Raw genomic sequence first — 26,124 nt, forward strand, 5'->3', positions numbered from 1 at the left:
GCTCTGAACATGAAGCAAGGTTTGCAATTAAGGCTCAGCCAACAACTGGCGATGACGCCGCAGCTACAGCAGGCAATTCGCCTGTTGCAACTGTCCACGTTAGAACTTCAGCAGGAGCTCCAGCAGGCGCTGGACAGCAACCCCCTGCTGGAACAAACCGATCTTCATGACGAGGTAGATACCCAGCAATCGCAGGATACAGAAGCGCTCGATACCGCGGATGCACTCGAACAAAAAGAGATGCCCGACGAGCTTCCGCTGGATGCCAGCTGGGATGAAATCTACACCGCCGGCACCCCTTCCGGTACGCGTGCAGACTACCAGGACGATGAGCTACCGGTCTATCAGGGAGAAACCACCCAGTCGCTGCAGGATTACCTGATGTGGCAGGTGGAACTCACCCCCTTCTCCGATACCGACCGCGCGATTGCCACGTCAATTGTCGATGCCGTTGACGACACCGGCTATTTGACCGTCACGCTGGACGATATTCTGGAAAGCATGGGCGACGACGAGATTGAGCTTGAGGAAGTTGAAGCCGTTCTGAAGCGCATCCAGCGTTTCGATCCGGTAGGCGTAGCCGCAAAAGATCTGCGCGACTGCCTGCTGATCCAGCTTTCTCAGTTCAGCAAAGAGACGCCATGGCTCGACGAGGCGCGCGTAATCATCAGCGATCATCTTGATCTGCTGGCGAACCACGATTTCCGCACCCTGATGCGCGTCACGCGCCTGAAAGAAGAGGTGCTGAAAGAAGCGGTGAATCTGATCCAGTCGCTCGATCCGCGCCCCGGTCAGTCGATCCAGACCAGCGAACCCGAGTACGTGATCCCGGATGTGCTGGTCAGAAAAAATAACGGCCGCTGGGTCGTTGAACTGAACTCTGACAGTATCCCTCGCCTGCAAATCAACCAGCAGTATGCCTCCATGTGCACCAGCGTGCGTAACGACTCCGACAATCAATATATTCGTAGCAATTTGCAGGAAGCGCGATGGCTGATCAAAAGTCTGGAGAGCCGAAATGATACGCTGCTACGCGTCAGCCGCTGCATTGTGGAACAGCAGCAGGCGTTCTTTGAGCAGGGTGAAGAGTATATGAAACCGATGGTGCTGGCGGATATCGCCCAGGCCGTCGAGATGCATGAATCAACCATTTCCCGTGTCACCACGCAGAAGTATCTGCACAGTCCACGCGGTATTTTTGAGCTTAAGTATTTCTTCTCCAGCCACGTGAATACCGAGGGCGGCGGCGAAGCGTCGTCCACGGCCATTCGCGCCCTGGTGAAGAAGTTGATCGCCGCGGAGAACCCCGCGAAGCCGCTAAGCGACAGTAAGTTAACCACCATGCTGTCCGATCAGGGTATTATGGTGGCACGTCGTACTGTTGCGAAGTATCGAGAGTCTTTATCCATTCCGCCGTCCAACCAGCGTAAACAGCTGGTCTGACACAACCGATAAGGAAGACACTATGCAGCTCAACATCACTGGACAAAACGTCGAAATTACTGAGGCTTTACGCGACTTTGTGAACACGAAGTTTGCAAAACTCGAGCAGTATTTCGAAAGGATCAATCAGGTCTATATTGTGTTGAAAGTGGAGAAAGTGACTCATATCTCGGATGCCACCCTGCATGTTAACGGGGGTGAACTGCATGCCAGTGCGGAAGGGCAAGACATGTACGCTGCTATCGACGGCTTGATTGATAAGCTTGCGCGACAGCTCAATAAACATAAAGATAAACTGAAACAACACTAATTGTCCGGGCAGTTAACGGGTGCAGGACGGCCTGTTGTGAAACACAACAGGCCATTTGTACAGTTAGCGCTTAGGTGAAATTATGATGAACAACGATTCCGCTCTTCAACTGAGCAATGTCCTTAACCAGGAATGTACCCGCAGTGCGGTTCACTGCCAGAGCAAAAAACGTGCGCTGGAGATCATCAGTGAACTGGCCGCAAAACAGCTGGGCCTGCCGCCGCAGGTGGTGTTCGAAGCGATTCTGACCCGTGAAAAGATGGGCAGTACCGGTATCGGCAACGGCATCGCGATCCCGCATGGCAAACTGGAAGAGGATACCCTGCGTGCCGTCGGTGTGTTTGTGCAGCTTGAAACACCGATCGCCTTCGATGCCATTGATAACCAGCCCGTCGATCTCCTCTTCGCGCTGCTGGTGCCTGCTGACCAGACGAAAACCCATCTGCATACGCTGTCGCTGGTCGCCAAGCGTCTGGCTGACAAAACCATTTGCCGTCGACTGCGCTCGGCTCAAAGTGATGAAGAGCTCTATCAAATTATCACTGAAGCAGAAGGCAATCAGGATGATGCATAACCAGGAGATGGCCTTCACATCTGTTGTCCTGAGGAGAAACGGAACATGGTGCTGATGATTGTCAGTGGCCGTTCAGGGTCGGGGAAATCCGTTGCTCTGCGCGCGCTGGAAGACATGGGTTTTTACTGCGTCGATAACCTGCCGGTCGTGTTGTTGCCCGAACTGGCCCGTACGCTGGCGGAGAGGCAAACCTCGGCCGCCGTCAGTATCGACGTTCGTAACATGCCGGAATCGCCAGAGATCTTCGAACAGGCCATGAGTAACCTGCCCGACGCATTCTCGCCGCAGCTGCTGTTCCTTGATGCAGACCGTAATACCCTGATCCGCCGCTACAGCGATACCCGTCGTTTGCACCCGCTTTCCAGTAAGAACCTCTCTCTGGAGAGTGCTATCGATGAAGAGAGCGATCTGCTGGAGCCGCTGCGTTCTCGTGCCGACCTGATTGTCGACACCTCTGAGATGTCCGTTCACGAGCTGGCAGAAATGCTGCGTACCCGGTTGTTGGGTAAACGCGAGCGCGAACTGACGATGGTGTTCGAATCCTTTGGCTTCAAGCACGGTATCCCGATCGATGCGGATTATGTTTTCGACGTGCGCTTCCTGCCGAACCCGCACTGGGATCCGAAACTGCGTCCCATGACCGGTCTGGATAAACCCGTTGCGGCCTTCCTCGACAGGCACACAGAAGTTCACAATTTTATCTACCAGACGCGAAGCTACCTTGAGCTATGGTTACCTATGCTGGAGACAAACAATCGTAGCTATCTGACGGTAGCGATTGGCTGTACCGGCGGTAAACATCGTTCGGTTTATATCGCCGAACAGCTGGCCGACTATTTCCGCTCGCGCGGGAAGAACGTTCAGTCCCGTCATCGCACGCTGGAAAAACGTAAAACATGACCGTAAAACAGACCGTTGAGATCACCAATAAGCTGGGCATGCATGCGCGCCCGGCGATGAAGCTGTTTGAGCTGATGCAGGGTTTCGATGCAGAAGTTCTGCTGCGGAATGACGAAGGTACCGAAGCGGAAGCGAACAGCGTGATCGCGCTGCTGATGCTGGATTCCGCCAAAGGGCGTCAGATTGAAGTCGAAGCCACCGGCCCTCAGGAAGAGGAAGCGCTGGCGGCGGTGATTGCGCTGTTTAACGCGGGGTTCGACGAAGATTAAGGTCTCTCCCCTTCAGGCGGGTGGCGCTGCGCTTACCCGCCCTACATAAGTTTGTTGCTCTCCATAAACCCTTCTCCTCCCAACTGACGCATCTGGCGCATAATCCACGCCTGACGGCTTCGCACGTACCCTGATGGGGCACTGGCTTTAAAACGGATGGGATTAGGCAGAACAGCCGCGAGCAGCGCCGCCTCCGACATGCTCAGCTTGCTGGCGGGTTTATTAAAATAGCGTTGTGATGCAGCTTCGACACCAAATACCCCGTCGCCAAACTCGGCAACGTTGAGATACACGGTCAGAATGCGCTTTTTGCTCCAGACCGTTTCCATTCCCAGGGTTAATCCCGCTTCCAGCCCCTTTCGCACCCAGCTACGGCCGTCCCACAGAAACAGATTTTTGGCCGTCTGCTGCGACAACGTTGACGCGCCGCGCACGCGGTTTTCATGACGTTCGTTATGCGCCAGCGCCTTCTCAATCGCGGCCACATCGAATCCCCAGTGCTCCGGGAATTTCTGGTCCTCCGCTGCGATGACCGCCAGCCCCATGAACGGCGAGATCTCGTCCATGCTTACCCAGTCAGAATGGGCAACATAGCCGAAATCACCGCTGAGCCACGCACCGAGCTGACGCTCAACCATCACGGCGGAGAACGGAACCGGCATAATGCTGAACAGGGCGAGTCCACCGCCCCAAAACACCGCCAGCACCAGAACGATGCGCAATAAAGTACGTTTTACCCACGCACCTGCGCCGGATTGACGACTCATTCAGCCAGCACCAGCACGCGGGCGACCAGCTTTTCGATTCCCGTGGCCGCTTCTGCAATATTCTGCGCCAGCATATAGGCCGGCGTGGTGACAATTTTATTATCTTCATCAACCACAATGTCATCCACCGGGCACGGAACGTGTTCGCCCCCCATTTCCTCGACGATCTCCGCGGTATCAATATCCGTCCCGATGGTCAGGCGCAGCGGGAAATCAAAAATCTTAGGCAACATCACCGGTGCGATACAGATAAAGCCCAGCGGTTTCCCTGCCGCATGCATGGCCTGCGACAGCGCTTTGAGATGAGGATCGATCTGACACTCCGCGCCCTGCGCGGCAAAGGTACTGAGATTTTTGGCCGCGCCAAATCCACCCGGCACAATGAGCGCATCAAGCTCTGCGGCGTCTGCCTGAATAAGAGGATGGATGTCACCTCGCGCAATACGTGCGGCTTCAATCAGCACGTTACGGGTTTCCGCCATTGGTTCACCGGTCAGATGGTTAATCACATCCGCCTGATTTTTGTCTGGCGCAAAACAAATCACCTCTGCTCCCTGCTTAGCCAGGGCCAGCAGCGTAATGACGGCTTCGTGTATCTCAGAACCATCGTAAACACCACATCCGCTGAGCACGACACCAATCTTTTTCATCATGACAATCCTTTTCTGCAACTTGCTGAAGCACATTAATAATTTTGATTAAAACGCTATGCTTCACACATTTCACTGATTCATGTAACAAACCATTTAAGATTTGCTATCTTATCTGCGTGCGGCCTAAATTTTTCAGGCAGCGCCCTTTCGAAAATAACGTTTAAAAACAGGCGCAGCCACGATTTCCCTGGTGTTGGCGCAGTATTCGCGCACCCCGGTTAATCCGGGGTCATTTTTTTCTGGTGTCAACCCAGGCTTTAAGCACCGCCACATCGTTTTGCCACTCTTGCTTCATCTCTTCAACCCAATCACCCACGTTATCTTCCCATGCAGGTAAATCAGGCGACTGAATCTGTTGCCCCAGCTGCTGCAGGTGGCGTAAACCAACAGAGCCGGCTGCACCTTTGATTTTATGTCCTTCTTCCACGATCCCCTTCTGGTCACGGGCCGTCAGGTTGGATTCCAGCACGCTCAGATAGCCCGGCATCATTTTTTCGAACACGGCCAGACCGTCGGTAATCAGTTTCGGCCCCACCAGATCGATATACTGCTCCAGCATCGCGGTATCGAGTATCGTTTGGGCTTTTGCGCTATCAACAGACGTCATGGTGCTCTCCTCTTCATCATGGGTATCCCAGAACTTTTTGATCATAGCGGTCAGAGCAGGCACCGCCAGCGGCTTGCTGAGTACATCATCCATACCGGCATCGAGATACTCTTTTTTATCTTTCAGCACGTTCGCCGTCAGGGCAACCAGCGGCGGCAGTTCGTCGGCCGCGTACTGACGCGTCAGCTCGCGCGAGATATCCAGCCCGGTCATATCCGGTAATTGAATATCCAGCAGAACAAGATCGTATTCGCCGGGTTTAAACATCTCCAGCGCGGCTTTGCCGGTCATCGCGACATCCACGCTGTTGCCCAGTTTTTCCAGCACCGAGCGCGCCACGATCACGTTCAGCTCAATGTCTTCCACCAGCAGGACGTGCAGGGCAGGCAGCGGCATATCGTCATTTTCAAAGGTATCTTCTACCTCTTCCGCCACCGCTGGCGCATGGACCGTCAGCGTGAAGGTTGACCCTTTGCCCGGCTGGCTGGCTACGGTGATATCACCGCCCATGCTCTTCGCCAGACGTTTAGAGACCGCCAGGCCAATGCCTGTTCCGGTCGCCGGTTTCCCGCCGTTGCTGTCTTTCACCTGGTAGTACATGGCAAAGATCTTGTCCTGCTCCTCCTGCGGAATACCAATTCCGGAGTCCTCTACCTCGAAGTGAAGCATGTCGCCTTCGTCATAACGGATACGCACCGCCACCTGCCCCTTCTGGGTGAATTTCACCGCGTTGCTGATCAGGTTCCACAGGATCTGGCGCAGTCGCGTGCCGTCAGTCACCACTTTATGCGGCAGCGGCAGGGTGGGCTCCATAACAAAGCTCAGGCCCTTCTGCTGCGCCTGCAGGCCGGACAGGTTTTCCAGATCGGCAAGGAAGCTGGTGAAATCAACCGGCTGGTTATCAAGCTGAACTTTACGGCGCTCCATCTTATCCATATCAATAATATCATTGAAGATATTACCCAGCGTGACCGCTGAGACATGGATAGTCTTGAGGTATTTTTCCTGCTCTGCGGTCAGGTCGGTATCCAGCAGAATACGACTCAGCCCGACAATGCCGTTGAGCGGCGTACGCAGCTCGTGGCTGATGGTGGAGATAAAAGTGGTCTTGTCGCGGCTGGCGCGCTCCAGGGCATCCTGGTAGCGCTTACGCTCGGTAATGTCGCGGCCAAAGCCCATCAGGCCGTGGCGTTTGCCCACGCGGTCATAGTAGGGCACCTTACGGATCTCAAAGCAGGCTTTGCGTCCGTCCGGGTAATCCAGCCACTGTTCATAGGTCAACGAGACGTTATGACGGAAGACTTTTTCGTCGGTCTCCATGACCTTGGCCGCCGCCTCTTCAGAGTAAACGTCCTGCGGCTTCAGGTGAATCAGCTGCTTCTCGCTTTTCCCGGTAAGCAACTCCATCGCCCGGTTACAGCCGGAAAATTCTTTATCTTCATTACGGTAGAACACCAGATCCGGCGACGCATCCAGGAACGACCGCAGGAAGGAGGATTGCTGCTCAAGCTGGATCTGCGTGACCTCGCGCTCTTTCATTTCAATTTTCAGCTGCTCCAGGGTGGCCTGACGCTCGGCCTCCGCCTTCTCACGATCTGAAATCTCCTGATTCAGCTGCGCAATGTTGTCTTTGAGCTGGACGTTGAGCTTCAGGTCGCGCTCGCGCATCTCTTCCAGTTTATCCACCAGCTTAGACAGACGCTGACGGGACTCTTCCAGCTGTTCAACCACTACGGAAAGGAAATAGACCGCCCAGGGCGTAATGAGCAAGCCAAAGAAGATGGAGCGGATGACGTCGATACTCTCGACCTGACCATGCAGAACCATGGTAACCGCCATTTGCACGACAATGGCCAGAACGACCAGCGCCAGCGCAAGCAGCATGGAAAAACGCACCAGCCCAAGCTTCATCATCAGGTCGACGTAATACTGGGCAAGCATTCGAATTTGCTTCATAGAGGATCCCTTCACGACGTTATCGCTCAATAATACTCAAATTCGCGGCGGGACGTTGAAGGTTGTGAGAAAAAGTGCGGGGTGAAACAGGAGATTAGCCTCGCTCCCGGGCAACCGGAAGCGAGGTAAGGTCAATCAGGAGCGTTTCAACAGCAGCCAGAGACTGATCAGGAGGAAGCTGGCGCTTGGCAGCAGCGCACCGATAATCGGCGGAATGCCATAAACCAGCGTCAGCGGACCGAAGATCTGATCGAGCACGTAGAACACAAAGCCGAAGCTGATGCCGGTCACGACGCGAACCCCCATCGGCACGCTGCGCAACGGGCCGAAGATAAACGACAGCGCCATCAGCATCATTACCGCCACGGACATCGGCTGGAAGATTTTACTCCACATGTTGAGCTGATAGCGTCCCGCATCCTGTCCGCTCGACTTCAGGTATTTCACATAGTTGTGCAAACCGCTGATGGAGAGCGCGTCAGGATCCAGCGCCACGACGCCGAGCTTATCGGGCGTCAGGTTGGTTTTCCACGTACCGGTTACCGTCTGAGAACCCGTAATCTGTTTCGGATCGGTCAGGTTAGATTCATCAACCTGGGACAACCGCCACTGCTTATGTTCGGCGTCAAACTTCGCCGAAGAGGCGTGGCGAACGGACTGCAGACGGCGCTGGTCATCGAAAGCGTAGATGCTCACTCCGCCCAGTTCATCATTCCCCTTCACCCGTTCGATGTAGACGAAGTTTTTACCGTCTTTCGCCCATAAACCTTGCTGAGTCGAGAGCAGTGAGCCGCCGTACATCGCCTGAGCACGATAGTTACGCGCCATCTGTTCGCCCTGCGGCGCGACCCACTCGCCAATCGCCATGGTCAACAGCACCAGTGGGATGGCGGTTTTCATCACCGACAGCGCGACCTGCATGCGGGTAAAACCCGAGGCCTGCATAACGACCAGCTCGCTGCGCTGCGCCAGCATACCCAGCCCCAGCAGCGCCCCCAGCAGGGCCGCCATCGGGAAGAAGATCTGCACATCTTTCGGCACGCTGAGCAGGGTATACATCCCCGCGCCCAGCGCGTCATAGCTCCCCTGCCCGGCTTTTTTCAGCTGATCGACAAATTTGATAATGCCGGAGAGCGACACCAGCATGAACAACGTCATCATGATGGTGGTAAAAATGGTTTTACCGATATAGCGATCAAGAACGCCAAACGCCTGCATTAGATGGCTCCTTTACGCGAGAATCGGGCACGTATGCGGCGCACAGGCACCGTATCCCACAGGTTTAACCCCAGCGCCAGTAAGATGTACAGGCTGTTGACGAACCATGTCCAGACCATGGGATCCAGCTTGCCCTTCGCGCCGTTGGAGCGAATCGAGGTTTGCAGCAGGAAATAGATCAGGTAAAGCAGCATCGCCGGCAGCATAGAGAGCACGCGTCCCTGACGCGGGTTCACCACGCTCAGCGGAACGACAATCAGCGCCATCATAAACACGGTGAAGACGAGCGTAATACGCCAGTGGAACTCAGCGCGCGCTCGGTTGGTATCGGTATTCCAGAGGGTACGCATGTCCATTTGCTCGGTATCGGTTGGATCGAGCGACACCGTCTGATGGCCGATAATGGCCTGATAGTTCTGGAAATCCGTAATTCGGAAGTCACGCAGCATCGCGGTGCCTTCGAAACGGGTGCCTTTGTTCAGCGTCACGACCTGAGAACCATCTTTGCGCTGAGCCAGCTGACCGGAATCTGCCACCACCACGGAAGGACGTGCGTTACCTTTAGGACGCAGCTGCGCCAGGAAGACATCGTTGAATTTACTGCCGTCAACGCTCTCAATAAACAGCACGGAGTTTCCGTCGGTTGCCTGCTGGAACTGCCCCTGGGCTAACGCCGCCATGCCGGGGTTGGCTTTCGCTTCGGCCAGCACTTCATCCTGATGGCGGGAAGACATGGGGCCCGCCCACATCACATTCACCGCCGCAACGATACCCGTGAACAGCGCCAGTATCATGGCGGCTTTCACCAGGACCGCTTTGCTCAGGCCACAGGCATGCATCACCGTGATTTCACTCTCGGTATAGAGTTTCCCAAGCGTCATGAGCAGGCCAAGGAAAAGACTTAGCGGCAGAATAAGCTGCGCCATTTCCGGGATCCCTAAACCAAGCAGGGAAAGCACCAGATTTGTTGGAATTTCGCCGTCAACGGCCGCACCGAGGATCTTAACCAGCTTCTGACAGAAAAAAATCAGTAGCAGGATGAAGAGGATCGCCAGTTGGCTTTTGAGCGTCTCCCGCACCAGATATCTTATGATTATCACTTTAAATACGCCCGTAAAAACCCGTCTCTTTGCTGGAAAATCGCTTGTTTCATGGCTTAAACGTCATTTATTCTCTTGAGTCGTCGAAATCATCGCTAAGATTAAAACATCCGGCGGATTCACGCTTCAGGACTTTTTCTGACGTGTCGAAACCGTAGTAACGTAAGATTAACACGAAGTCACCACAACAGCGGACATGAGTTACGAAAGGTTTCAATTCTATCCGTAGCAGCCGCCGTTGTCTTTAAGATTCAGGAGCGTAGTGCATGGAGTTCAGTGTAAAAAGCGGTAGCCCGGAGAAACAGCGGAGTGCCTGCATCGTTGTGGGCGTCTTTGAACCACGCCGACTCTCCCCGATCGCCGAGCAACTCGATAAAATCAGTGACGGCTATATTAGCGCCCTGCTGCGCCGTGGCGAACTGGAAGGCAAACCTGGGCAGACGCTGTTACTGCACCATGTTCCGAACGTACTCTCAGAGCGCATTCTGCTGATTGGCTGCGGCAAAGAACGCGAGCTGGATGAACGTCAGTATAAGCAGGTGATTCAGAAAACAATCAATACGCTGAATGATACCGGTTCAATGGAAGCCGTCTGCTTCCTGACCGAGCTGCACGTTAAAGGGCGTAACACCTACTGGAAAGTGCGTCAGGCGGTCGAAACGGCAAAAGAGAGCCTGTACAGCTTCGATCAGCTGAAGACCAATAAAAGCGAGCCGCGTCGTCCGCTGCGTAAAATGGTCTTCAACGTGCCAACCCGCCGCGAACTGACCAGCGGCGAACGCGCGATCCAGCACGGTCTGGCGATTGCTGCCGGCATTAAAGCGGCTAAAGATCTCGGCAACATGCCACCCAACATCTGTAACGCGGCCTACCTGGCCTCTCAGGCACGTCAGTTGGCCGACGCCTACAGCAAAAACGTCATTACCCGCGTCATCGGCGAACAGCAGATGAAAGAGCTGGGAATGCACTCCTACCTGGCAGTCGGTAACGGCTCGCAGAACGAATCCCTGATGTCCGTCATCGAGTACAAGGGCAACCCGGCCGAAGACGCGCGCCCTGTCGTGCTGGTCGGTAAGGGCCTGACCTTCGATTCCGGCGGTATCTCCATCAAGCCTGCCGAAGGCATGGACGAGATGAAGTATGACATGTGCGGCGCGGCGGCGGTTTACGGCGTCATGCGCATGGTCGCGGAACTTCAGTTGCCCATCAACGTGATCGGCGTTCTGGCGGGCTGCGAAAACATGCCTGGCGGTCGCGCTTATCGTCCGGGTGACGTCCTGACCACCATGTCCGGCCAGACCGTTGAAGTACTGAACACCGACGCCGAAGGCCGTCTGGTACTCTGCGATGTGCTGACCTACGTTGAGCGCTTCGAACCTGAAGCGGTCATTGACGTCGCCACGCTCACCGGCGCCTGTGTGATTGCGCTGGGCCACCACATTACCGGCCTGATGTCGAACCACAATCCACTGGCGCACGAGCTGATTGGCGCCTCGGAGCAGGCAGGTGACCGCGCATGGCGTCTGCCGCTGGGTGACGAATATCAGGAGCAGCTGGAGTCTAACTTCGCGGATATGGCGAACATCGGCGGACGTCCTGGCGGGGCGATCACCGCGGGCTGCTTCCTGGCGCGCTTCACCCGTAAGTACAACTGGGCGCACCTGGATATCGCGGGTACCGCATGGCGCTCCGGCAAGGCCAAAGGCGCAACCGGTCGTCCGGTAGCGCTGCTGTCGCAGTTCCTGCTCAATCGTGCGGGTTTTAACGGCGACGAATGATATAAAATGCCGGGTGGCGGCTTCGCCTTACCCGGCCTACAACGTCATTCAACCGTAGGCCGGGTAAGCGAAGCGCCACCCGGCTTTGCATTTGAATCCAAAACTAAGAAGCCCCATATATGAAGAATGCAACGTTCTACCTTCTGGACAACGACACCCATCAGGAGGGCCTCAGCGCCGTCGAACAGCTGGTGTGTGAAATTGCCGCAGAACGTTGGCGCGCAGGCAAACGCGTGTTGATCGCCTGTGAAGATGAGCAGCAGGCCATTCGTCTCGATGAAGCGCTGTGGGCTCGCCCGCCGGAGAGTTTTGTTCCGCATAACCTGTCAGGCGAAGGGCCACGCGGCGGAGCACCGGTTGAAATTGCCTGGCCGCAAAAGCGCAACAGCAGCGCGCGCGACATTCTGATTAGCCTGCGGATAGATTTTGCAGATTTTGCCACCGCTTTCACAGAAGTGGTAGACTTTGTCCCTTACGAAGAATCTTTGAAACAACTGGCGCGCGAACGCTATAAAGCGTACCGCCTGGCTGGTTTTAACCTGAATACGGCAACCTGGAAATAATGGAAAAGACATATAACCCACGCGATATCGAACAGCCGCTTTACGAGCACTGGGAACAGCAGGGCTATTTCAAGCCTAACGGCGACGAAAGCAAAGAGTCCTTCTGCATCATGATCCCGCCGCCGAACGTCACCGGCAGTTTGCATATGGGTCATGCTTTCCAGCAGACCATCATGGACACCATGATCCGCTACCAGCGCATGCAGGGTAAAAACACCCTGTGGCAGGCGGGGACTGACCACGCGGGTATCGCGACCCAGATGGTGGTTGAGCGTAAAATTGCCGCTGAAGAAGGGAAAACCCGCCACGACTACGGTCGCGACGCGTTCATCGACAAAATTTGGCAGTGGAAAGCGGAATCCGGCGGCACGATTACCCGTCAGATGCGCCGCCTCGGCAACTCCGTGGACTGGGAGCGCGAGCGCTTCACCATGGATGAAGGCCTCTCCAACGCCGTGAAAGAAGTCTTCGTCCGTCTGTACAAAGAAGACCTGATTTACCGTGGCAAACGCCTGGTCAACTGGGATCCGAAACTGCGCACCGCAATTTCTGACCTGGAAGTGGAAAACCGCGAGTCCAAGGGCTCCATGTGGCATATCCGCTATCCGCTGGCCGACGGCGCAAAAACCGCAGACGGTAAAGATTACCTGGTGGTCGCGACCACCCGTCCGGAAACCCTGCTGGGCGATACCGGCGTGGCCGTTAACCCGGAAGATCCGCGTTATAAAGATCTGATTGGCAAATTCGTGGTGCTGCCGCTGGTAAACCGCCGTATTCCGATTGTGGGCGACGAACACGCCGACATGGAAAAAGGCACCGGCTGCGTGAAAATCACCCCGGCGCACGACTTCAACGACTATGAAGTGGGTCGTCGTCACGCCCTGCCGATGATCAACATTCTGACCTTCGACGGCGATATCCGCGAAAGCGCAGAAGTGTACGACACCAAAGGCAACGAATCCGACGTTTATTCCAGCGACATCCCGGCCGAGTTCCAGAAGCTGGAACGCTTTGCCGCGCGTAAAGCGATTGTGGCTGCCGTTGACGCACTGGGCCTGCTGGAAGAGATCAAGCCTCACGACCTGACCGTGCCGTACGGCGACCGTGGTGGCGTGGTTATCGAGCCAATGCTGACCGACCAGTGGTACGTACGTGCCGACGTGCTGGCGAAACCGGCTGTGGAAGCGGTTGAAAACGGCAGCATTCAGTTCGTACCGAAGCAGTACGAAAACATGTACTTCTCCTGGATGCGCGATATTCAGGACTGGTGTATCTCCCGTCAGCTGTGGTGGGGTCACCGTATCCCGGCATGGTACGACAACGACGGCAACGTTTACGTTGGTCGCAGCGAAGATGAAGTGCGTCAGGAAAACAACCTGAGCGCAGACGTTGCCCTGCGTCAGGACGAAGACGTGCTGGATACCTGGTTCTCCTCCGCGCTGTGGACCTTCTCCACCCTCGGCTGGCCAGAAAACACCGACGCGCTGCGTCAGTTCCACCCAACCAGCGTGATGGTGTCCGGCTTCGACATTATCTTCTTCTGGATTGCCCGCATGATCATGATGACCATGCACTTCATCAAAGACGAAGACGGCAAGCCGCAGGTTCCGTTCCACACCGTCTACATGACCGGTCTGATCCGCGACGACGAAGGCCAGAAGATGTCCAAATCCAAGGGTAACGTCATCGACCCGCTGGATATGGTTGATGGTATCTCTCTGGAAGAGCTGCTGGAAAAACGCACCGGCAACATGATGCAGCCGCAGCTGGCGGAGAAAATCCGCAAGCGCACCGAGAAGCAGTTCCCGAACGGGATTGAGGCTCACGGTACCGACGCCCTGCGTTTCACCCTGGCGGCGCTGGCCTCGACCGGTCGTGACATCAACTGGGACATGAAGCGTCTGGAAGGTTACCGTAACTTCTGTAACAAGCTGTGGAACGCCAGCCGCTTCGTGCTGATGAACACCGAAGATCAGGATTGCGGCTTCAACGGCGGCGAGATGACCCTCTCCCTGGCTGACCGCTGGATCCTGGCGGAATTCAACCAGACGGTGAAAGCGTTCCGCGAGGCGCTGGACAGCTACCGCTTCGACATCGCGGCGGGCATTCTGTATGAATTCACCTGGAACCAGTTCTGTGACTGGTATCTGGAGCTGGCGAAGCCGGTCATGAACGGCGGCACTGAGGCAGAGCTGCGCGGTACGCGCAACACGCTGATTACCGTTCTGGAAGGCCTGCTGCGCCTGGCGCACCCGGTTATTCCATTCATCACCGAGACCATCTGGCAGCGCGTGAAGGTGATTGCAGGCATCAACGCCGACACCATCATGCTGCAGCCGTTCCCGGCATTCGATGCGGCGAAAGTCGATGAAGCGGCGTCTGCGGATACCGAGTGGCTGAAGCAGGCGATCGTGGCGGTACGTAACATTCGTGCTGAAATGAACATCGCCCCGGGCAAACCGCTGGAGCTGCTGCTGCGCGGGTGCAGCGAAGCGGCCGTTCGTCGCGTCACCGAGAACAACACCTTCCTGAAAACCATGGCGCGTCTGGAAAGCATCACCGTGCTGCCTGCGGATGATAAAGGTCCGGTTTCCGTGACCAAAATCATCGACGGTGCCGAGCTGCTGATCCCGATGGCAGGTCTGATCGACAAAGACGCCGAGCTGGCGCGTCTGGCGAAAGAAGTGGCGAAGGTCGACGTGGAAATTGGCAAAATCGAAAGCAAACTGGCGAACGAAGGCTTTGTTGCCCGCGCGCCGGAAGCGGTCATCGCGAAAGAGCGTGAGCGTCTGGTTGCCTTCGCCGATGCGAAGACCAAGCTGATTGAGCAGCAGGCGGTTATCGCTGCCCTGTAATGCTTTTACCCCTTACGCTTCAGGGCGTAAGGGGTAACCTTCCTGAAAACTCCTCGCTTGCACTCCCCTTTCTGCGGTGCTATTAACAGCAGTTATGTGTCAATTTTTGTAATGAGTAATGCTATGAGCGTGATTACCCCCGTCGCGACGACGATGCGCCGGATCGCTGAGCAGGATAACCCGGCTATCGCCGCCGTTATTCGCACCGTTTCTGCCGAATATGGCCTGACGGCTGACAAGGGCTACACGGTTGCCGACCCGAATCTGGACGCGCTTTTCCAGCTCTACAGCCAGCCTGGTCATGCCTACTGGGTCATCGAGCAGAACGGCCAGGTAGTCGGCGGCGGCGGCGTGGCGCCCCTCAGCTGCAGCGAGCCGGATATCTGCGAACTGCAAAAAATGTATTTCCTGCCAACGGCACGCGGACAAGGACTGGCCAAAAAGCTGGCGCTGATGGCGCTGGACCACGCGCGCAAGCAGGGCTTTACCCGCTGCTACCTGGAAACGACCGCCTTCCTCAAAGAGGCCATCGGCCTGTATGAACATCTGGGCTTTGAGCATATCGATGCGCCGCTGGGCTGTACCGGCCACGTTGATTGCGAAGTCAGGATGCTGAAAAGTCTGTAACTTTCGTTCCTGCCCTCTTCTGTTAAGCGGCTGTAAACTGAATGCTCTACACTCTCAGTTCACACCACAACGGGGGAAACACGATGTCGAAGATAAAAAGCTACGCCGCACTGCAGGCGGGTGCAGAACTTGAGCTGTACGAGTACGATGCGGGCGAACTAAAAGCAGAAGACGTCGAAGTACAGGTTGATTACTGCGGGATCTGCCACTCGGATCTCTCGATGATCGATAACGAATGGGGCTTCTCCAGCTATCCGCTGGTTGCCGGACACGAAGTCATTGGCCGCGTCGTGGCGCTCGGTAGCGCCGCGCAGGACAAAGGGCTGAAAGTGGGCCAGCGCGTAGGCATTGGCTGGACAGCGCGCAGCTGTGGTCACTGCGATGCCTGTATCAGCGGCAATCAGATCAACTGCCTCGAAGGCGCCGTTCCCACCATTCTGAACAAAGGCGGTTTTGCCGATAAACTGCGCGCCGACTGGCAATGGGTTATCCCGCTGCCGGAAAGCATTGATATCGAATCCGCCGGCCCGCTGCTGTGTGGTGGTATCACCGTCTTCAAACCGCTGCTGATGCACCATATCACCGCCACCAGCCGCGTCGGCGTCATCGGTATCGGCGGGCTGGGGCATATTGCCATTAAGCTGCTGCACGCGATGGGCTGTGAAGTCACGGCGTTCAGCTCGAACCCGGCGAAAGAGAAAGAAGTGCTGGCTATGGGGGCGGATAAAGTGGTGAACAGCCGCGATCCGCAAGCGCTGAACGCGCTGGCGGGCCAGTTTGACCTGATCATCAACACCGTTAACGTCGATCTCGACTGGCAGCCGTACTTTGAAGCGTTGGCCTACGGCGGTAACTTCCACACCGTGGGTGCGGTGATGAAGCCGCTGCCGGTTCCGGCGTTTACCCTGATCGGCGGGGATCGCAGCATATCAGGTTCTGCAACCGGTACGCCGTACGAGCTGCGCAAACTGATGAAATTCGCCGGACGCACCAAAGTGGCGCCGACCACCGAACTGTATCCGATGTCGAAAATCAACGAAGCGATCCAGCACGTGCGCGACGGCAAAGCCCGTTACCGCGTGGTGTTGAAAGCAGATTTCTGATGTGACAGTGCCGGGTAATGGCTTCGCCTTACCCGGCCTACTTTCACTGCTGCGCCAATACGTTAAATACTTCCGCTACCGCGACCGCTCCCGGATCCATCACCCCATCCAGGTTCTCTTTATTGACATACGACGAGCGTCCCGCGCCGGCTTTCGCCATTTTCGACGTTGCTTCTGCGCCCTGCTGCGCGGCCTGCGCTGCCGCCTGAATATTGCCTTTCTGTAACGCCTCCAGCGCCGGTTGCAGCGCATCGATCAGCGTGCGATCGCCAAGATCCGCTCCGCCGTACTGCTTCATCTGCGCAAGTCCACTGAGCAAGGCCTCCGGGAGCGTCTGACCATCGTGAAGCTTTTGCCCGGCCGCGGTGAAGAAGATCGACATCAGCACCCCGCTCGACCCGCCCATCACCGTAGCAAGCCGCTCGCCAACCAGCAGCAGCAGCTCAGACACGTCATTAAGCGGGAGCGTGTTCTCCTCCAGGCGCTGCGCAATATCCCGCGCCCCTTGCGCAAAGGTTGAGCCGGTATCGCCATCCCCCACCCTGGCATCCAGCGCGTTCAGGCGGTTTTCCAGCTGGATCAGCGTTGTCGACACGGAGGAGACAAACGCACGCACCTGCGGATTGTCAGAGGGGGTATACTCCACACGGTCATGAATGGCGCTATGCGCCACGGTACGCAGTGGCGCAAACGCGACGGGCTTCTGCCAGCCCAGCGTCTCGACGTCGGCGTGAATCGCCTTTTCGAAGAAATCGTTGAGCTTCAGCAGCGTCAGAGAAAAGCCTTTCATATCCAGCGCGCTGACCAGCGGCGCAGGGCCAATCAGGTACGCGATACTCTCTTTCAGCGCCGAATGCGCCAGCTCTTTGGTCAGCAGCGCCATCTCCAGCGCCGATACGCCGCCAAGATTGTTAATCAGCACCGCAAAACGCCCCTCACCCGCCTGCGCGCTTAACGGCGTCACCAGGGTTTCGATAATGGCTTTGCTGTTTTGCGTATCCACCACGGAAGCCCCGGGCTCGCCGTGAATGCCCAGGCCCAGCTCGACATGGCCTTGTTTAATGCGCCCCTCTTCATCGTCGCTGCCCGGCAGGTTGCAGGTTTGCATCGCCACGCCCAGGCTCCAGAGGTTATCGCAGGCCTGTTGCGCAATATCCCGCACCTCACTCAGCGATTTCCCCTGCTCCGCCGCATAGCCCGCAATCTTGTGCACCAGTGCCGTACCGGCAATACCGCGCGGCTGCTTGTTATCCGGCAGCGCGATATCGTCTGCCACAATCACCATCTCCACCTTCAGGCCGTAGCGCTTGGCCTTTTCGGCCGCCAGGCCAAAGTTCAGGCGGTCGCCGGTGTAGTTTTTGACGATCAGCAGACAGCCGCGATCGCCCGTGACCGCGACAATGGCATTCAGCACCGCATCCACGCTCGGCGAGGCAAACAGATCGCCGCACACTGCCGCCGTCAGCATCCCTTTGCCGACAAACCCGGCGTGTGCGGGTTCGTGGCCTGAGCCGCCGCCTGAGATCACCGCCACGCGGCTTTTGTCCCAGTCGCCGCGTGCGACGATCCTGATGGCCGGATCGATATCAAGCTTGACGAGATTGGCATGTGGCGCAGAAAGCAGTATGCCTTCAATGGCATCGTTGACCAGCTGTTTGCGATCGTTAAAGAAGAATCTGGACATAGTTTCCCACTATTTTGTGAACCGTATGCAAAAGCATAGTCCGCGCTGGATAATGCGCCGCAAAGTCAGGAATTTACTCAACCAAATTGCTATCAGGTTGCCTATACTCCACCCAGGACTAAGAGAGGAAGCGCATCATGAGTACACCATTGTTAATTGCCCGGACGCTGGAAAAAGAGCTCTATTTACTGCCCGCGATGGCGAACCGCCACGGTCTGATCACCGGCGCGACCGGGACGGGGAAAACCGTCACCCTGCAAAAGCTGGCGGAGTCGCTTTCGGAGATTGGCGTACCGGTCTTTATGGCTGATGTAAAAGGCGATTTAACCGGTGTGGCTCAGGAAGGGACGGCCTCTGAAAAACTGCTCGAACGGCTGAAGAATATTGGCATCACGGACTGGACGCCCCACGGTAACCCGGTGGTGGTGTGGGACATCTTCGGTGAAAAAGGCCACCCGGTACGCGCCACCGTCTCCGATCTTGGCCCGCTGCTGCTGTCCCGTCTGCTTAACCTCAACGACGTGCAGTCCGGCGTGCTGAATATTATCTTCCGCATTGCCGATGACCAGGGGCTACTGCTGCTTGATTTCAAAGATCTGCGCGCCATTACGCAGTACATCGGCGATAACGCCAAATCCTTCCAGAACCAGTACGGCAACATCAGCAGCGCCTCGGTGGGCGCTATTCAGCGCGGGCTACTGACGCTTGAGCAACAGGGCGCTGAACATTTCTTTGGTGAACCCATGCTGGATATCAAAGACTGGATGCGCACCGACAGCAGTGGCAAAGGCATTATCAACATCCTGAGCTCAGAGAAGCTCTACCAGATGCCGAAACTTTACGCCGCCAGCCTGCTGTGGATGCTCTCCGAACTCTATGAACAATTACCTGAAGCAGGCGATCTGGAAAAACCGAAGCTGGTGTTCTTCTTTGACGAAGCGCATCTGCTGTTTAACGATGCACCTCAGGTACTGCTGGATAAGATCGAACAGGTTATCCGCCTGATCCGCTCCAAAGGCGTCGGCGTCTGGTTTGTCTCGCAAAACCCGTCGGATATCCCCGACAACGTGCTCGGGCAGCTCGGCAACCGCGTGCAGCATGCCCTGCGTGCCTTTACGCCGAAAGATCAGAAAGCGGTGAAAGCCGCCGCGCAAACCATGCGCGCCAACCCTGCCTTTGATACCGAAGCGGCGATTCAGGCGTTAGGCACCGGTGAAGCGCTGATCTCGTTCCTTGATGCGAAGGGCAGCCCGTCCGTGGTGGAACGCGCCATGGTCATTGCACCTTGCTCGCGCATGGGGCCGGTGACCGACGATGAGCGCAACGGCCTGATTAACCACTCTCCGGTTTACGGGAAATACGAAGACGAGGTGGATCGCGAGTCCGCGTTCGAGATGCTGCAAAAAGGGGTCCAGGCGACAACGGAATCGCAGGATGCACCTGCCGCTAAAGGGCAATCAGTCGCCGTGGATGACGGCATTCTCGGTGGACTCAAAGACATCCTGTTCGGCAGCACCGGGCCGCGCGGTGGCAAACGCGACGGCGTAGTGCAGACCATGGCGAAAAGCGCAGCCCGACAGGTCACCAATCAGATCGTGCGCGGCATGCTGGGGAGTTTGTTAGGCGGCCGTCGCAGGTAAACGGGGAACCCACGGGCGGCCCAGCGCCGATCCCTGAACGCCGTTCTCCTGCAGGTAGCGGTCTATTTCCACCATCCCCGTCCAGCGGTTCTCACACCACAGCGGTGCCAGAAGCGTTGGGCGGCGGGCGCTGGCCGAGATGCGGTGGTAGACAATATCCGGCGGCGTGTGGCGAATCATCTCCCCCGCCGTCACCGTATAGTCCTCAAGCTCGATACCGCTTAACCGCCCGGCCTCCCAGGCTTTCGCCATAATGCTGCCTTTCACGATGTGCAGCGGATGCAGCTTGATGCCGTCCACGCCGGTTTCAACGACCCTTTCCAGCGTTTCAAGGCCATGCTGTTGACCTTCGCCGGGTAACCCAACAATCAGGTGCGAACAGACCTTCAGCCCGCGCTCGCGGGCCAGCCGCGTGGTGCGTTGGTAGCAGGCAAAATCATGCCCACGGTTAATACGGTGCAGCGTTTTGTCATGTGCCGTTTGCAAGCCAAGCTCCAGCCAGATCTCGTAGCCTTGTTCTTTGTACTCGCTGAGCAGGTCCAGCACCGCGTCCGGTACGCAGTCCGGGCGCGTTCCCACGCACAGCCCAACGATACTGGCCTGGCTGACGGCCTGCTGATACATCGAACGCAATACCTGCACCTCCGCCCACGTGCTGGTATAAGCCTGAAAATAGGCCAGATACTGCTTCGCGCGGTTCACCAGGCTGGCCTGGTGGGCAAGCTGCTCAGCGATAGAATGGTGCTGCTGCGCTTCATCGGCAAACGACGCGACGTTACAGAAGGTGCAGCCGCCTCGCCCGATGGTGCCGTCGCGATTCGGGCAGCTAAACCCGCCGTGCAGCGTCAGCTTATGAACCTTTTGCCCGTACCGCTGCAAAAGATCCCCACCAAACATATTGACTAATTTCTGTAACTGCATAATCTGATAGACCGTCCCGGAGAAAGGGGACAAGCCTGCCATTTTTAGCCTCTGTCGGCGATGACCTGGATCAATCGCCCTGGACGGCCTTTATCTATATGAATAAATACTCAGGATTACTGCAATTTCATTCACGCCGCACGTGATTACTTTTCCTTATGTTCTGATTGTTTTTTTCATTTATAGCGCCAACACTGAAAAACAGTGTGTTTATGCGGGTTTGCAGACAATGCCAGATTATTGTTCTGCTATAAAACCGCTATTCAGCACGCTACATTGATAATACCGCTTTCATATAGTGAGTCAGATCACACTCCGCTGCGCTCTTTCAGGGCATTCAATCAATGTAAAACTAGTTAAATAACCTTTAAATACAATCAGATAATCTCTCTTTAGCACATTTTTGTATAAATAAGATTGCCATTTGACCTGTGTACCAATTCCCGATAAGTTGGAAATCCGCTGGAAGCTTTCTGGATGAGCGGCCTGCTCATCATATTTATGCAGTAATTGAGATTCCCTCTGAAGCAAGTCCTCAAACTTGTTTACCTGCGCGAAAGGATGAAAAAGAGGGCGAATGCGAGGTCCGCGTATGAAACGCAAACCCCGTCGCCATGCTCTTTCTGTGCCTGTGCGCCACGGTAAAGTTCAGTGGGAAGCCCGACGAGCCTGGGGAGGTTCACTGATATGTTGTACGATAAATCCCTTGAGAAGGATAACTGTGGTTTCGGCCTGATCGCCCACATAGAAGGCGAACCTAGCCACAAGGTAGTGCGTACTGCTATTCACGCACTGGCCCGTATGCAGCACCGTGGCGCCATCCTTGCCGATGGTAAAACCGGCGACGGTTGCGGCCTGCTGCTGCAAAAACCGGATCGTTTCTTCCGTATCGTGGCGGAAGAGCGCGGCTGGCGTTTAGCCAAAAACTACGCTGTCGGCATGCTGTTCCTGAATCAGGATCCTGAAAAGGCTGCCGCCTCACGCCGCATCGTCGAAGAAGAACTTCAGCGTGAAACCCTGTCGATTGTCGGCTGGCGCGATGTGCCAACCAACGAAGGGGTGCTCGGTGAAATCGCCCTCTCCTCGCTGCCTCGTATTGAACAGATTTTCGTCAACGCGCCTGCGGGCTGGCGTCCGCGTGATATGGAACGCCGTCTGTTTATTGCCCGCCGCCGCATTGAAAAACGTCTCCAGGACGATAAAGAGTTCTACGTCTGTAGCCTCTCTAACCTGGTGAACATCTATAAAGGTCTGTGTATGCCGGCTGACCTGCCGCGCTTCTACCTGGACCTGGCGGACCTGCGTCTGGAATCGGCCATTTGCCTGTTCCACCAGCGCTTCTCCACCAACACCGTACCACGCTGGCCGCTGGCTCAGCCGTTCCGCTACCTGGCGCACAACGGCGAGATCAACACCATCACCGGTAACCGCCAGTGGGCCCGCGCCCGTACCTATAAATTCCAGACACCGCTGATCCCCGATCTGCACGATGCCGCGCCGTTCGTGAACGAAACCGGCTCGGACTCCAGCTCGATGGATAACATGCTGGAACTGCTGCTGGCGGGCGGGATGGATATCGTGCGTGCTATGCGTCTGCTCGTGCCACCGGCCTGGCAGAACAACCCGGATATGGATCCTGAGCTGCGCGCGTTTTTCGACTTTAACTCCATGCACATGGAGCCGTGGGACGGTCCGGCGGGCATCGTCATGTCCGACGGTCGTTTTGCCGCCTGTAACCTGGACCGTAACGGCCTGCGTCCGGCGCGCTACGTCATCACCAAAGACAAGCTCATCACCTGTGCCTCTGAAGTCGGCATCTGGGATTACCAGCCAGACGAAGTGGTCGAGAAAGGCCGCGTTGGTCCGGGCGAGCTGATGGTGATCGACACCCGCGGTGGGCGCATCCTGCACTCCGCCGAAACCGACAACGATCTGAAGAGCCGCCACCCGTACAAAGAGTGGATGGAGAAAAACGTGCGTCGTCTGGTGCCGTTTGAAGATCTGTCGGACGAAGAAGTGGGCAGCCGCGAGCTGGACGATGACACCCTCGCCAGCTACCAGAAACAATTTAACTACAGCGCGGAAGAGCTGGACTCCGTCATCCGCGTGCTCGGTGAAAACGGCCAGGAAGCGGTCGGCTCGATGGGTGACGATACCCCGTTTGCCGTGCTCTCCAGCCAGCCGCGCATCATCTATGACTACTTCCGTCAGCAGTTCGCGCAGGTGACTAACCCGCCAATCGATCCACTGCGTGAAGCACACGTGATGTCGCTGGCCACCAGCATCGGTCGCGAGATGAACGTCTTCTGCGAGGCCGAAGGCCAGGCGCACCGTCTGACCTTTAAATCGCCGATCCTGCTGTACTCCGATTTCAAACAGCTCACCACTATGAAAGAGGAGCACTACCGCGCCGACACGCTCGACATTACCTTCGACGTGAACGAGGCGAGCCTCGAAGAGACGGTGAATGCGCTGTGTGACAAAGCCGAACAGATGGTGCGTAACGGTACCGTGCTGCTGGTATTGTCCGACCGCAACATCGCGAAAAACCGTCTGCCGGTACCGGCCCCGATGGCAGTGGGCGCTATCCAGACGCGTCTGGTCGATAAGAGCCTGCGCTGCGACGCCAACATCATTGTTGAAACCGCAAGCGCGCGCGATCCGCACCACTTTGCCGTGCTGCTGGGCTTTGGCGCGACGGCGATCTATCCGTACCTGGCCTACGAAACGCTGGCCCGTCTGGTGGATACCCGCGCGATCGACAAAGATTACCGCGCGGTGATGCTGAACTACCGTAACGGCATCAACAAAGGTCTGTACAAGATCATGTCCAAAATGGGCATCTCGACCATTGCCTCCTACCGCTGCTCGAAGCTGTTTGAAGCGGTCGGCCTGCATAACGAGGTCGCCAACCTCTGCTTCCAGGGCGTGGTCAGCCGCATCGGCGGCGCCGGTTTTGCTGACTTCCAGCAGGATCTGGTGAACCTGTCCAAACGCGCCTGGCTGGCACGTAAGCCGCTGGATCAGGGCGGTCTGCTGAAATACGTTCACGGCGGCGAATACCACGCCTACAACCCGGACGTGGTGCGCACGCTGCAGCAGGCGGTTCAGAGCGGCGAATACCGTGATTATCAGCAGTATGCTGAGCTGGTGAACAACCGTCCGGCGGCAACGCTGCGCGACCTCATTGCCCTGAATCCGGGTGATGAAGCGGTCAGCATTGACGACGTTGAGCCGGCATCCGAACTGTTTAAACGCTTCGATACCGCGGCGATGTCCATCGGCGCCCTGAGCCCGGAAGCCCACGAAGCGCTGGCGGAAGCCATGAACAGCATCGGCGGTAACTCTAACTCCGGCGAAGGCGGTGAAGATCCGGCCCGTTACGGCACCAACAAGGTATCCCGTATCAAGCAGGTGGCATCCGGCCGCTTTGGCGTGACGCCAGCGTACCTGGTCAACGCCGACGTGATTCAGATTAAGGTCGCTCAGGGTGCGAAACCAGGCGAAGGCGGTCAGTTACCGGGTGATAAAGTCACGCCGTACATCGCCAAACTGCGCTACTCGGTACCGGGCGTGACGCTGATCTCCCCGCCGCCGCACCACGATATCTACTCTATCGAGGACCTGGCGCAGCTGATTTTCGACCTGAAGCAGGTCAACCCGAAGGCGATGATCTCCGTGAAGCTGGTTTCCGAACCGGGCGTCGGCACCATCGCGACCGGCGTGGCGAAGGCCTATGCGGACCTTATCACCATCGCCGGTTATGACGGCGGTACCGGTGCAAGCCCGCTCTCCTCCGTGAAATATGCGGGCTGTCCGTGGGAGCTTGGCCTGGTGGAAACCCAGCAGGCGCTGGTGGCTAACGGTCTGCGTCATAAGATCCGTCTGCAGGTGGATGGCGGTCTGAAAACCGGCCTCGACATCATCAAGGCGGCGATCCTCGGTGCGGAAAGCTTCGGTTTCGGTACCGGTCCAATGGTCGCGCTGGGCTGTAAATACCTGCGTATTTGCCACCTGAACAACTGCGCAACCGGCGTTGCAACCCAGGACGAGAAGCTGCGTAAGAACCACTATCACGGCCTGCCGTTCAAAGTGACCAACTACTTTGAGTTCATCGCCCGCGAAACCCGCGAGCTGATGGCGCAGCTGGGCGTGAAGCGTCTGGTAGACCTGATTGGCCGCACCGATCTGCTGAAAGAGCTGGAAGGCTTCACCGCCAAGCAGCAGAAGCTGGAGTTGAGCAAGCTACTGGAAACCGCGCAGCCGCATCCTGGCAAAGCGGTCTACTGCACCGAGAACAACCCGCCGTTCGATAACGGCGTGCTGAACGCGCAGTTGCTGCAGCAGGCGAAGCCGTATGTGGACGACAAGCAGAGCAAAACGTTCTGGTTTGATATCCGCAACACCGACCGTTCCGTGGGTGCCTCCCTCTCCGGTTACATCGCGCAGACGCACGGTGACCAGGGGCTGGCGGCCGATCCGATTACCGCGCACTTCAGCGGTACCGCGGGTCAGAGCTTCGGCGTGTGGAACGCAGGCGGCGTTGAGCTGTATCTGACTGGCGATGCCAACGACTACGTCGGCAAAGGCATGGCGGGTGGTCTGCTGGCGGTGCGTCCTCCGGTCGGCTCAGCCTTCCGCAGCCATGAAGCCAGCATTATCGGTAACACCTGCCTGTACGGCGCGACCGGCGGTCGTCTGTTCGCAGCAGGTCGTGCGGGCGAGCGTTTTGCGGTGCGTAACTCCGGTGCCATCACCGTGGTGGAAGGCATTGGCGATAACGGTTGTGAGTACATGACGGGCGGGATTGTTTGCGTTCTGGGTAAAACCGGCGTGAACTTCGGCGCAGGCATGACGGGTGGTTTTGCCTACGTCCTGGATGAAGACGGTGAGTTCCGCAAACGCGTGAACCCGGAGCTGGTGGAAGTGCTGGACGTTGACACGCTGGCTATCCACGAAGAACACCTGCGCGGTTTGATTACCGAACACGTGCAGCATACCGGTTCTTCGCGCGGCGAAGAGATCCTGGCGAACTGGCCAGCGTTCTCTGCGAAATTCGCGCTGGTTAAGCCGAAGTCCAGCGATGTTAAAGCCCTGTTGGGTCACCGTAGTCGTAGCGCAGCAGAGCTGCGCGTGCAGGCGCAGTAAGGAATTCA

At 56.8% G+C, this 26,124-nt stretch carries 19 protein-coding genes; 12 read left to right on the top strand and 7 right to left on the bottom strand.

All coding sequences use genetic code 11. The features are described 5' to 3' along the window. Positions 1-9 precede the first annotated feature (9 nt). The 5 genes from rpoN to npr all read left to right on the top strand — a co-directional run bounded on the left by rpoN (position 10) and on the right by npr (position 3,496). Positions 10-1,443, top strand: a complete 1,434-nt coding sequence (rpoN, locus tag BMW97_RS12980) for an RNA polymerase factor sigma-54 (protein ID WP_045910109.1) — start codon at positions 10-12, stop codon at positions 1,441-1,443. Between the two features lie 22 nt (positions 1,444-1,465). After that, on the top strand, positions 1,466-1,753 hold the full coding sequence (hpf, locus tag BMW97_RS12985) for a ribosome hibernation promoting factor (protein WP_013098943.1): 288 nt from the start codon (positions 1,466-1,468) through the stop codon (positions 1,751-1,753). Between the two features lie 82 nt (positions 1,754-1,835). Beyond that, on the top strand, positions 1,836-2,327 hold the full coding sequence (gene ptsN, locus BMW97_RS12990; RefSeq protein ID WP_008501443.1) for a PTS IIA-like nitrogen regulatory protein PtsN: 492 nt from the start codon (positions 1,836-1,838) through the stop codon (positions 2,325-2,327). Between the two features lie 45 nt (positions 2,328-2,372). Continuing rightward, entirely contained in the window at positions 2,373-3,227 is an 855-nt protein-coding gene (gene rapZ, locus BMW97_RS12995; protein ID WP_045910110.1) for an RNase adapter RapZ, read from the top strand. Beyond that, positions 3,224-3,496 (top strand): PTS phosphocarrier protein NPr, encoded by a 273-nt coding sequence (gene npr / locus BMW97_RS13000; RefSeq protein ID WP_003861872.1) that lies wholly within the window; start codon positions 3,224-3,226, stop codon positions 3,494-3,496. Before rapZ ends, npr begins: the two co-directional genes overlap by 4 nt. A gap of 41 nt (positions 3,497-3,537) precedes the next feature. Here the strand turns inward: npr and mtgA are convergent, their stop codons facing one another. From mtgA to lptF, 5 genes are all read right to left on the bottom strand, one after another. Then, the gene (gene mtgA, locus BMW97_RS13005) at positions 3,538-4,263 is read right to left on the bottom strand and encodes a monofunctional biosynthetic peptidoglycan transglycosylase (RefSeq protein WP_063622540.1); all 726 of its coding nucleotides are present in this window, start codon (positions 4,261-4,263) and stop codon (positions 3,538-3,540) included. After that, complete coding sequence (gene elbB / locus BMW97_RS13010; protein WP_045910112.1) at positions 4,260-4,913, bottom strand: isoprenoid biosynthesis glyoxalase ElbB; 654 nt, start codon at positions 4,911-4,913, stop codon at positions 4,260-4,262. The genes mtgA and elbB overlap by 4 nt, the downstream gene beginning before the upstream one ends. 232 nt (positions 4,914-5,145) lie before the next feature. Continuing rightward, positions 5,146-7,479, bottom strand: coding sequence for an aerobic respiration two-component sensor histidine kinase ArcB (gene arcB / locus BMW97_RS13015; RefSeq protein WP_045910113.1), 2,334 nt, complete (start codon positions 7,477-7,479; stop codon positions 5,146-5,148). A gap of 135 nt (positions 7,480-7,614) precedes the next feature. Next, positions 7,615-8,697, bottom strand: a complete 1,083-nt coding sequence (lptG, locus tag BMW97_RS13020) for an LPS export ABC transporter permease LptG (RefSeq protein ID WP_045910114.1) — start codon at positions 8,695-8,697, stop codon at positions 7,615-7,617. Then, positions 8,697-9,797 carry an LPS export ABC transporter permease LptF gene (lptF, locus tag BMW97_RS13025; RefSeq protein WP_045910115.1) on the bottom strand — a complete coding sequence of 367 codons (1,101 nt, stop codon included), beginning with the start codon at positions 9,795-9,797 and terminating at the stop codon, positions 8,697-8,699. Before lptF ends, lptG begins: the two co-directional genes overlap by 1 nt. 266 nt (positions 9,798-10,063) lie before the next feature. Here lptF and pepA point away from each other — a divergent pair, with 266 nt between their 5' ends. The 5 genes from pepA to BMW97_RS13055 all read left to right on the top strand — a co-directional run bounded on the left by pepA (position 10,064) and on the right by BMW97_RS13055 (position 16,723). Further along, a complete protein-coding gene (gene pepA, locus BMW97_RS13035) occupies positions 10,064-11,575 on the top strand; it encodes a leucyl aminopeptidase (RefSeq protein WP_024906344.1) in 1,512 nt (503 codons plus the stop codon). A gap of 119 nt (positions 11,576-11,694) precedes the next feature. Further along, positions 11,695-12,138: a DNA polymerase III subunit chi gene (holC, locus tag BMW97_RS13040; RefSeq protein ID WP_025912557.1), complete on the top strand. Its 444-nt coding sequence runs from the start codon at positions 11,695-11,697 to the stop codon at positions 12,136-12,138. Then, positions 12,138-14,993: a valine--tRNA ligase gene (locus tag BMW97_RS13045; RefSeq protein WP_045910116.1), complete on the top strand. Its 2,856-nt coding sequence runs from the start codon at positions 12,138-12,140 to the stop codon at positions 14,991-14,993. The genes holC and BMW97_RS13045 overlap by 1 nt, the downstream gene beginning before the upstream one ends. A gap of 123 nt (positions 14,994-15,116) precedes the next feature. After that, the gene (locus tag BMW97_RS13050; protein ID WP_008502817.1) at positions 15,117-15,620 is read left to right on the top strand and encodes a GNAT family N-acetyltransferase; all 504 of its coding nucleotides are present in this window, start codon (positions 15,117-15,119) and stop codon (positions 15,618-15,620) included. Between the two features lie 83 nt (positions 15,621-15,703). Beyond that, on the top strand, positions 15,704-16,723 hold the full coding sequence (locus BMW97_RS13055; RefSeq protein ID WP_045910117.1) for an NADPH-dependent aldehyde reductase Ahr: 1,020 nt from the start codon (positions 15,704-15,706) through the stop codon (positions 16,721-16,723). A 43-nt stretch (positions 16,724-16,766) separates the two neighbouring features. Here the strand turns inward: BMW97_RS13055 and BMW97_RS13060 are convergent, their stop codons facing one another. Beyond that, positions 16,767-18,407, bottom strand: a complete 1,641-nt coding sequence (locus tag BMW97_RS13060; protein WP_045910118.1) for a dihydroxyacetone kinase subunit DhaK — start codon at positions 18,405-18,407, stop codon at positions 16,767-16,769. A 137-nt stretch (positions 18,408-18,544) separates the two neighbouring features. Here BMW97_RS13060 and BMW97_RS13065 point away from each other — a divergent pair, with 137 nt between their 5' ends. After that, positions 18,545-20,047 (top strand): helicase HerA-like C-terminal domain-containing protein, encoded by a 1,503-nt coding sequence (locus BMW97_RS13065; RefSeq protein ID WP_045910119.1) that lies wholly within the window; start codon positions 18,545-18,547, stop codon positions 20,045-20,047. Here the strand turns inward: BMW97_RS13065 and BMW97_RS13070 are convergent. Then, positions 20,027-20,968: a tRNA modification radical SAM protein MnmL/YtqA gene (locus BMW97_RS13070; RefSeq protein ID WP_100249760.1), complete on the bottom strand. Its 942-nt coding sequence runs from the start codon at positions 20,966-20,968 to the stop codon at positions 20,027-20,029. The genes BMW97_RS13065 and BMW97_RS13070 overlap by 21 nt on opposite strands. A gap of 687 nt (positions 20,969-21,655) precedes the next feature. On the opposite strand from BMW97_RS13070, the gene gltB reads away from it, so the two are divergent. Continuing rightward, the gene (gene gltB, locus BMW97_RS13080) at positions 21,656-26,116 is read left to right on the top strand and encodes a glutamate synthase large subunit (protein WP_045910121.1); all 4,461 of its coding nucleotides are present in this window, start codon (positions 21,656-21,658) and stop codon (positions 26,114-26,116) included. The last annotated feature ends 8 nt before the right edge of the window (positions 26,117-26,124 follow it).

The sequence above is a fragment of the Enterobacter sp. NFIX58 genome (assembly GCF_900110475.1).
Classification (GTDB): Bacteria; Pseudomonadota; Gammaproteobacteria; order Enterobacterales; family Enterobacteriaceae; genus Enterobacter; species Enterobacter quasiroggenkampii.

Bases quoted from the DNA above. Each gene is read 5' to 3' on its own strand.
- BMW97_RS13045 (WP_045910116.1), top strand. From the start codon at position 12,138: ATGGAAAAGACATATAACCCACGCGATATCGAACAGCCGCTTTACGAG.
- pepA (WP_024906344.1), top strand. From the start codon at position 10,064: ATGGAGTTCAGTGTAAAAAGCGGTAGCCCGGAGAAACAGCGGAGTGCC.
- ptsN (WP_008501443.1), top strand. From the start codon at position 1,836: ATGATGAACAACGATTCCGCTCTTCAACTGAGCAATGTCCTTAACCAG.
- gltB (WP_045910121.1), top strand. From the start codon at position 21,656: ATGTTGTACGATAAATCCCTTGAGAAGGATAACTGTGGTTTCGGCCTG.
- BMW97_RS13060 (WP_045910118.1), bottom strand. From the start codon at position 18,407: ATGTCCAGATTCTTCTTTAACGATCGCAAACAGCTGGTCAACGATGCC.
- BMW97_RS13050 (WP_008502817.1), top strand. From the start codon at position 15,117: ATGAGCGTGATTACCCCCGTCGCGACGACGATGCGCCGGATCGCTGAG.
- mtgA (WP_063622540.1), bottom strand. From the start codon at position 4,263: ATGAGTCGTCAATCCGGCGCAGGTGCGTGGGTAAAACGTACTTTATTG.
- arcB (WP_045910113.1), bottom strand. From the start codon at position 7,479: ATGAAGCAAATTCGAATGCTTGCCCAGTATTACGTCGACCTGATGATG.
- elbB (WP_045910112.1), bottom strand. From the start codon at position 4,913: ATGAAAAAGATTGGTGTCGTGCTCAGCGGATGTGGTGTTTACGATGGT.
- BMW97_RS13055 (WP_045910117.1), top strand. From the start codon at position 15,704: ATGTCGAAGATAAAAAGCTACGCCGCACTGCAGGCGGGTGCAGAACTT.
- BMW97_RS13065 (WP_045910119.1), top strand. From the start codon at position 18,545: ATGAGTACACCATTGTTAATTGCCCGGACGCTGGAAAAAGAGCTCTAT.
- holC (WP_025912557.1), top strand. From the start codon at position 11,695: ATGAAGAATGCAACGTTCTACCTTCTGGACAACGACACCCATCAGGAG.
- npr (WP_003861872.1), top strand. From the start codon at position 3,224: ATGACCGTAAAACAGACCGTTGAGATCACCAATAAGCTGGGCATGCAT.
- hpf (WP_013098943.1), top strand. From the start codon at position 1,466: ATGCAGCTCAACATCACTGGACAAAACGTCGAAATTACTGAGGCTTTA.
- lptG (WP_045910114.1), bottom strand. From the start codon at position 8,697: ATGCAGGCGTTTGGCGTTCTTGATCGCTATATCGGTAAAACCATTTTT.
- rapZ (WP_045910110.1), top strand. From the start codon at position 2,373: ATGGTGCTGATGATTGTCAGTGGCCGTTCAGGGTCGGGGAAATCCGTT.
- BMW97_RS13070 (WP_100249760.1), bottom strand. From the start codon at position 20,968: ATGCAGTTACAGAAATTAGTCAATATGTTTGGTGGGGATCTTTTGCAG.
- rpoN (WP_045910109.1), top strand. From the start codon at position 10: ATGAAGCAAGGTTTGCAATTAAGGCTCAGCCAACAACTGGCGATGACG.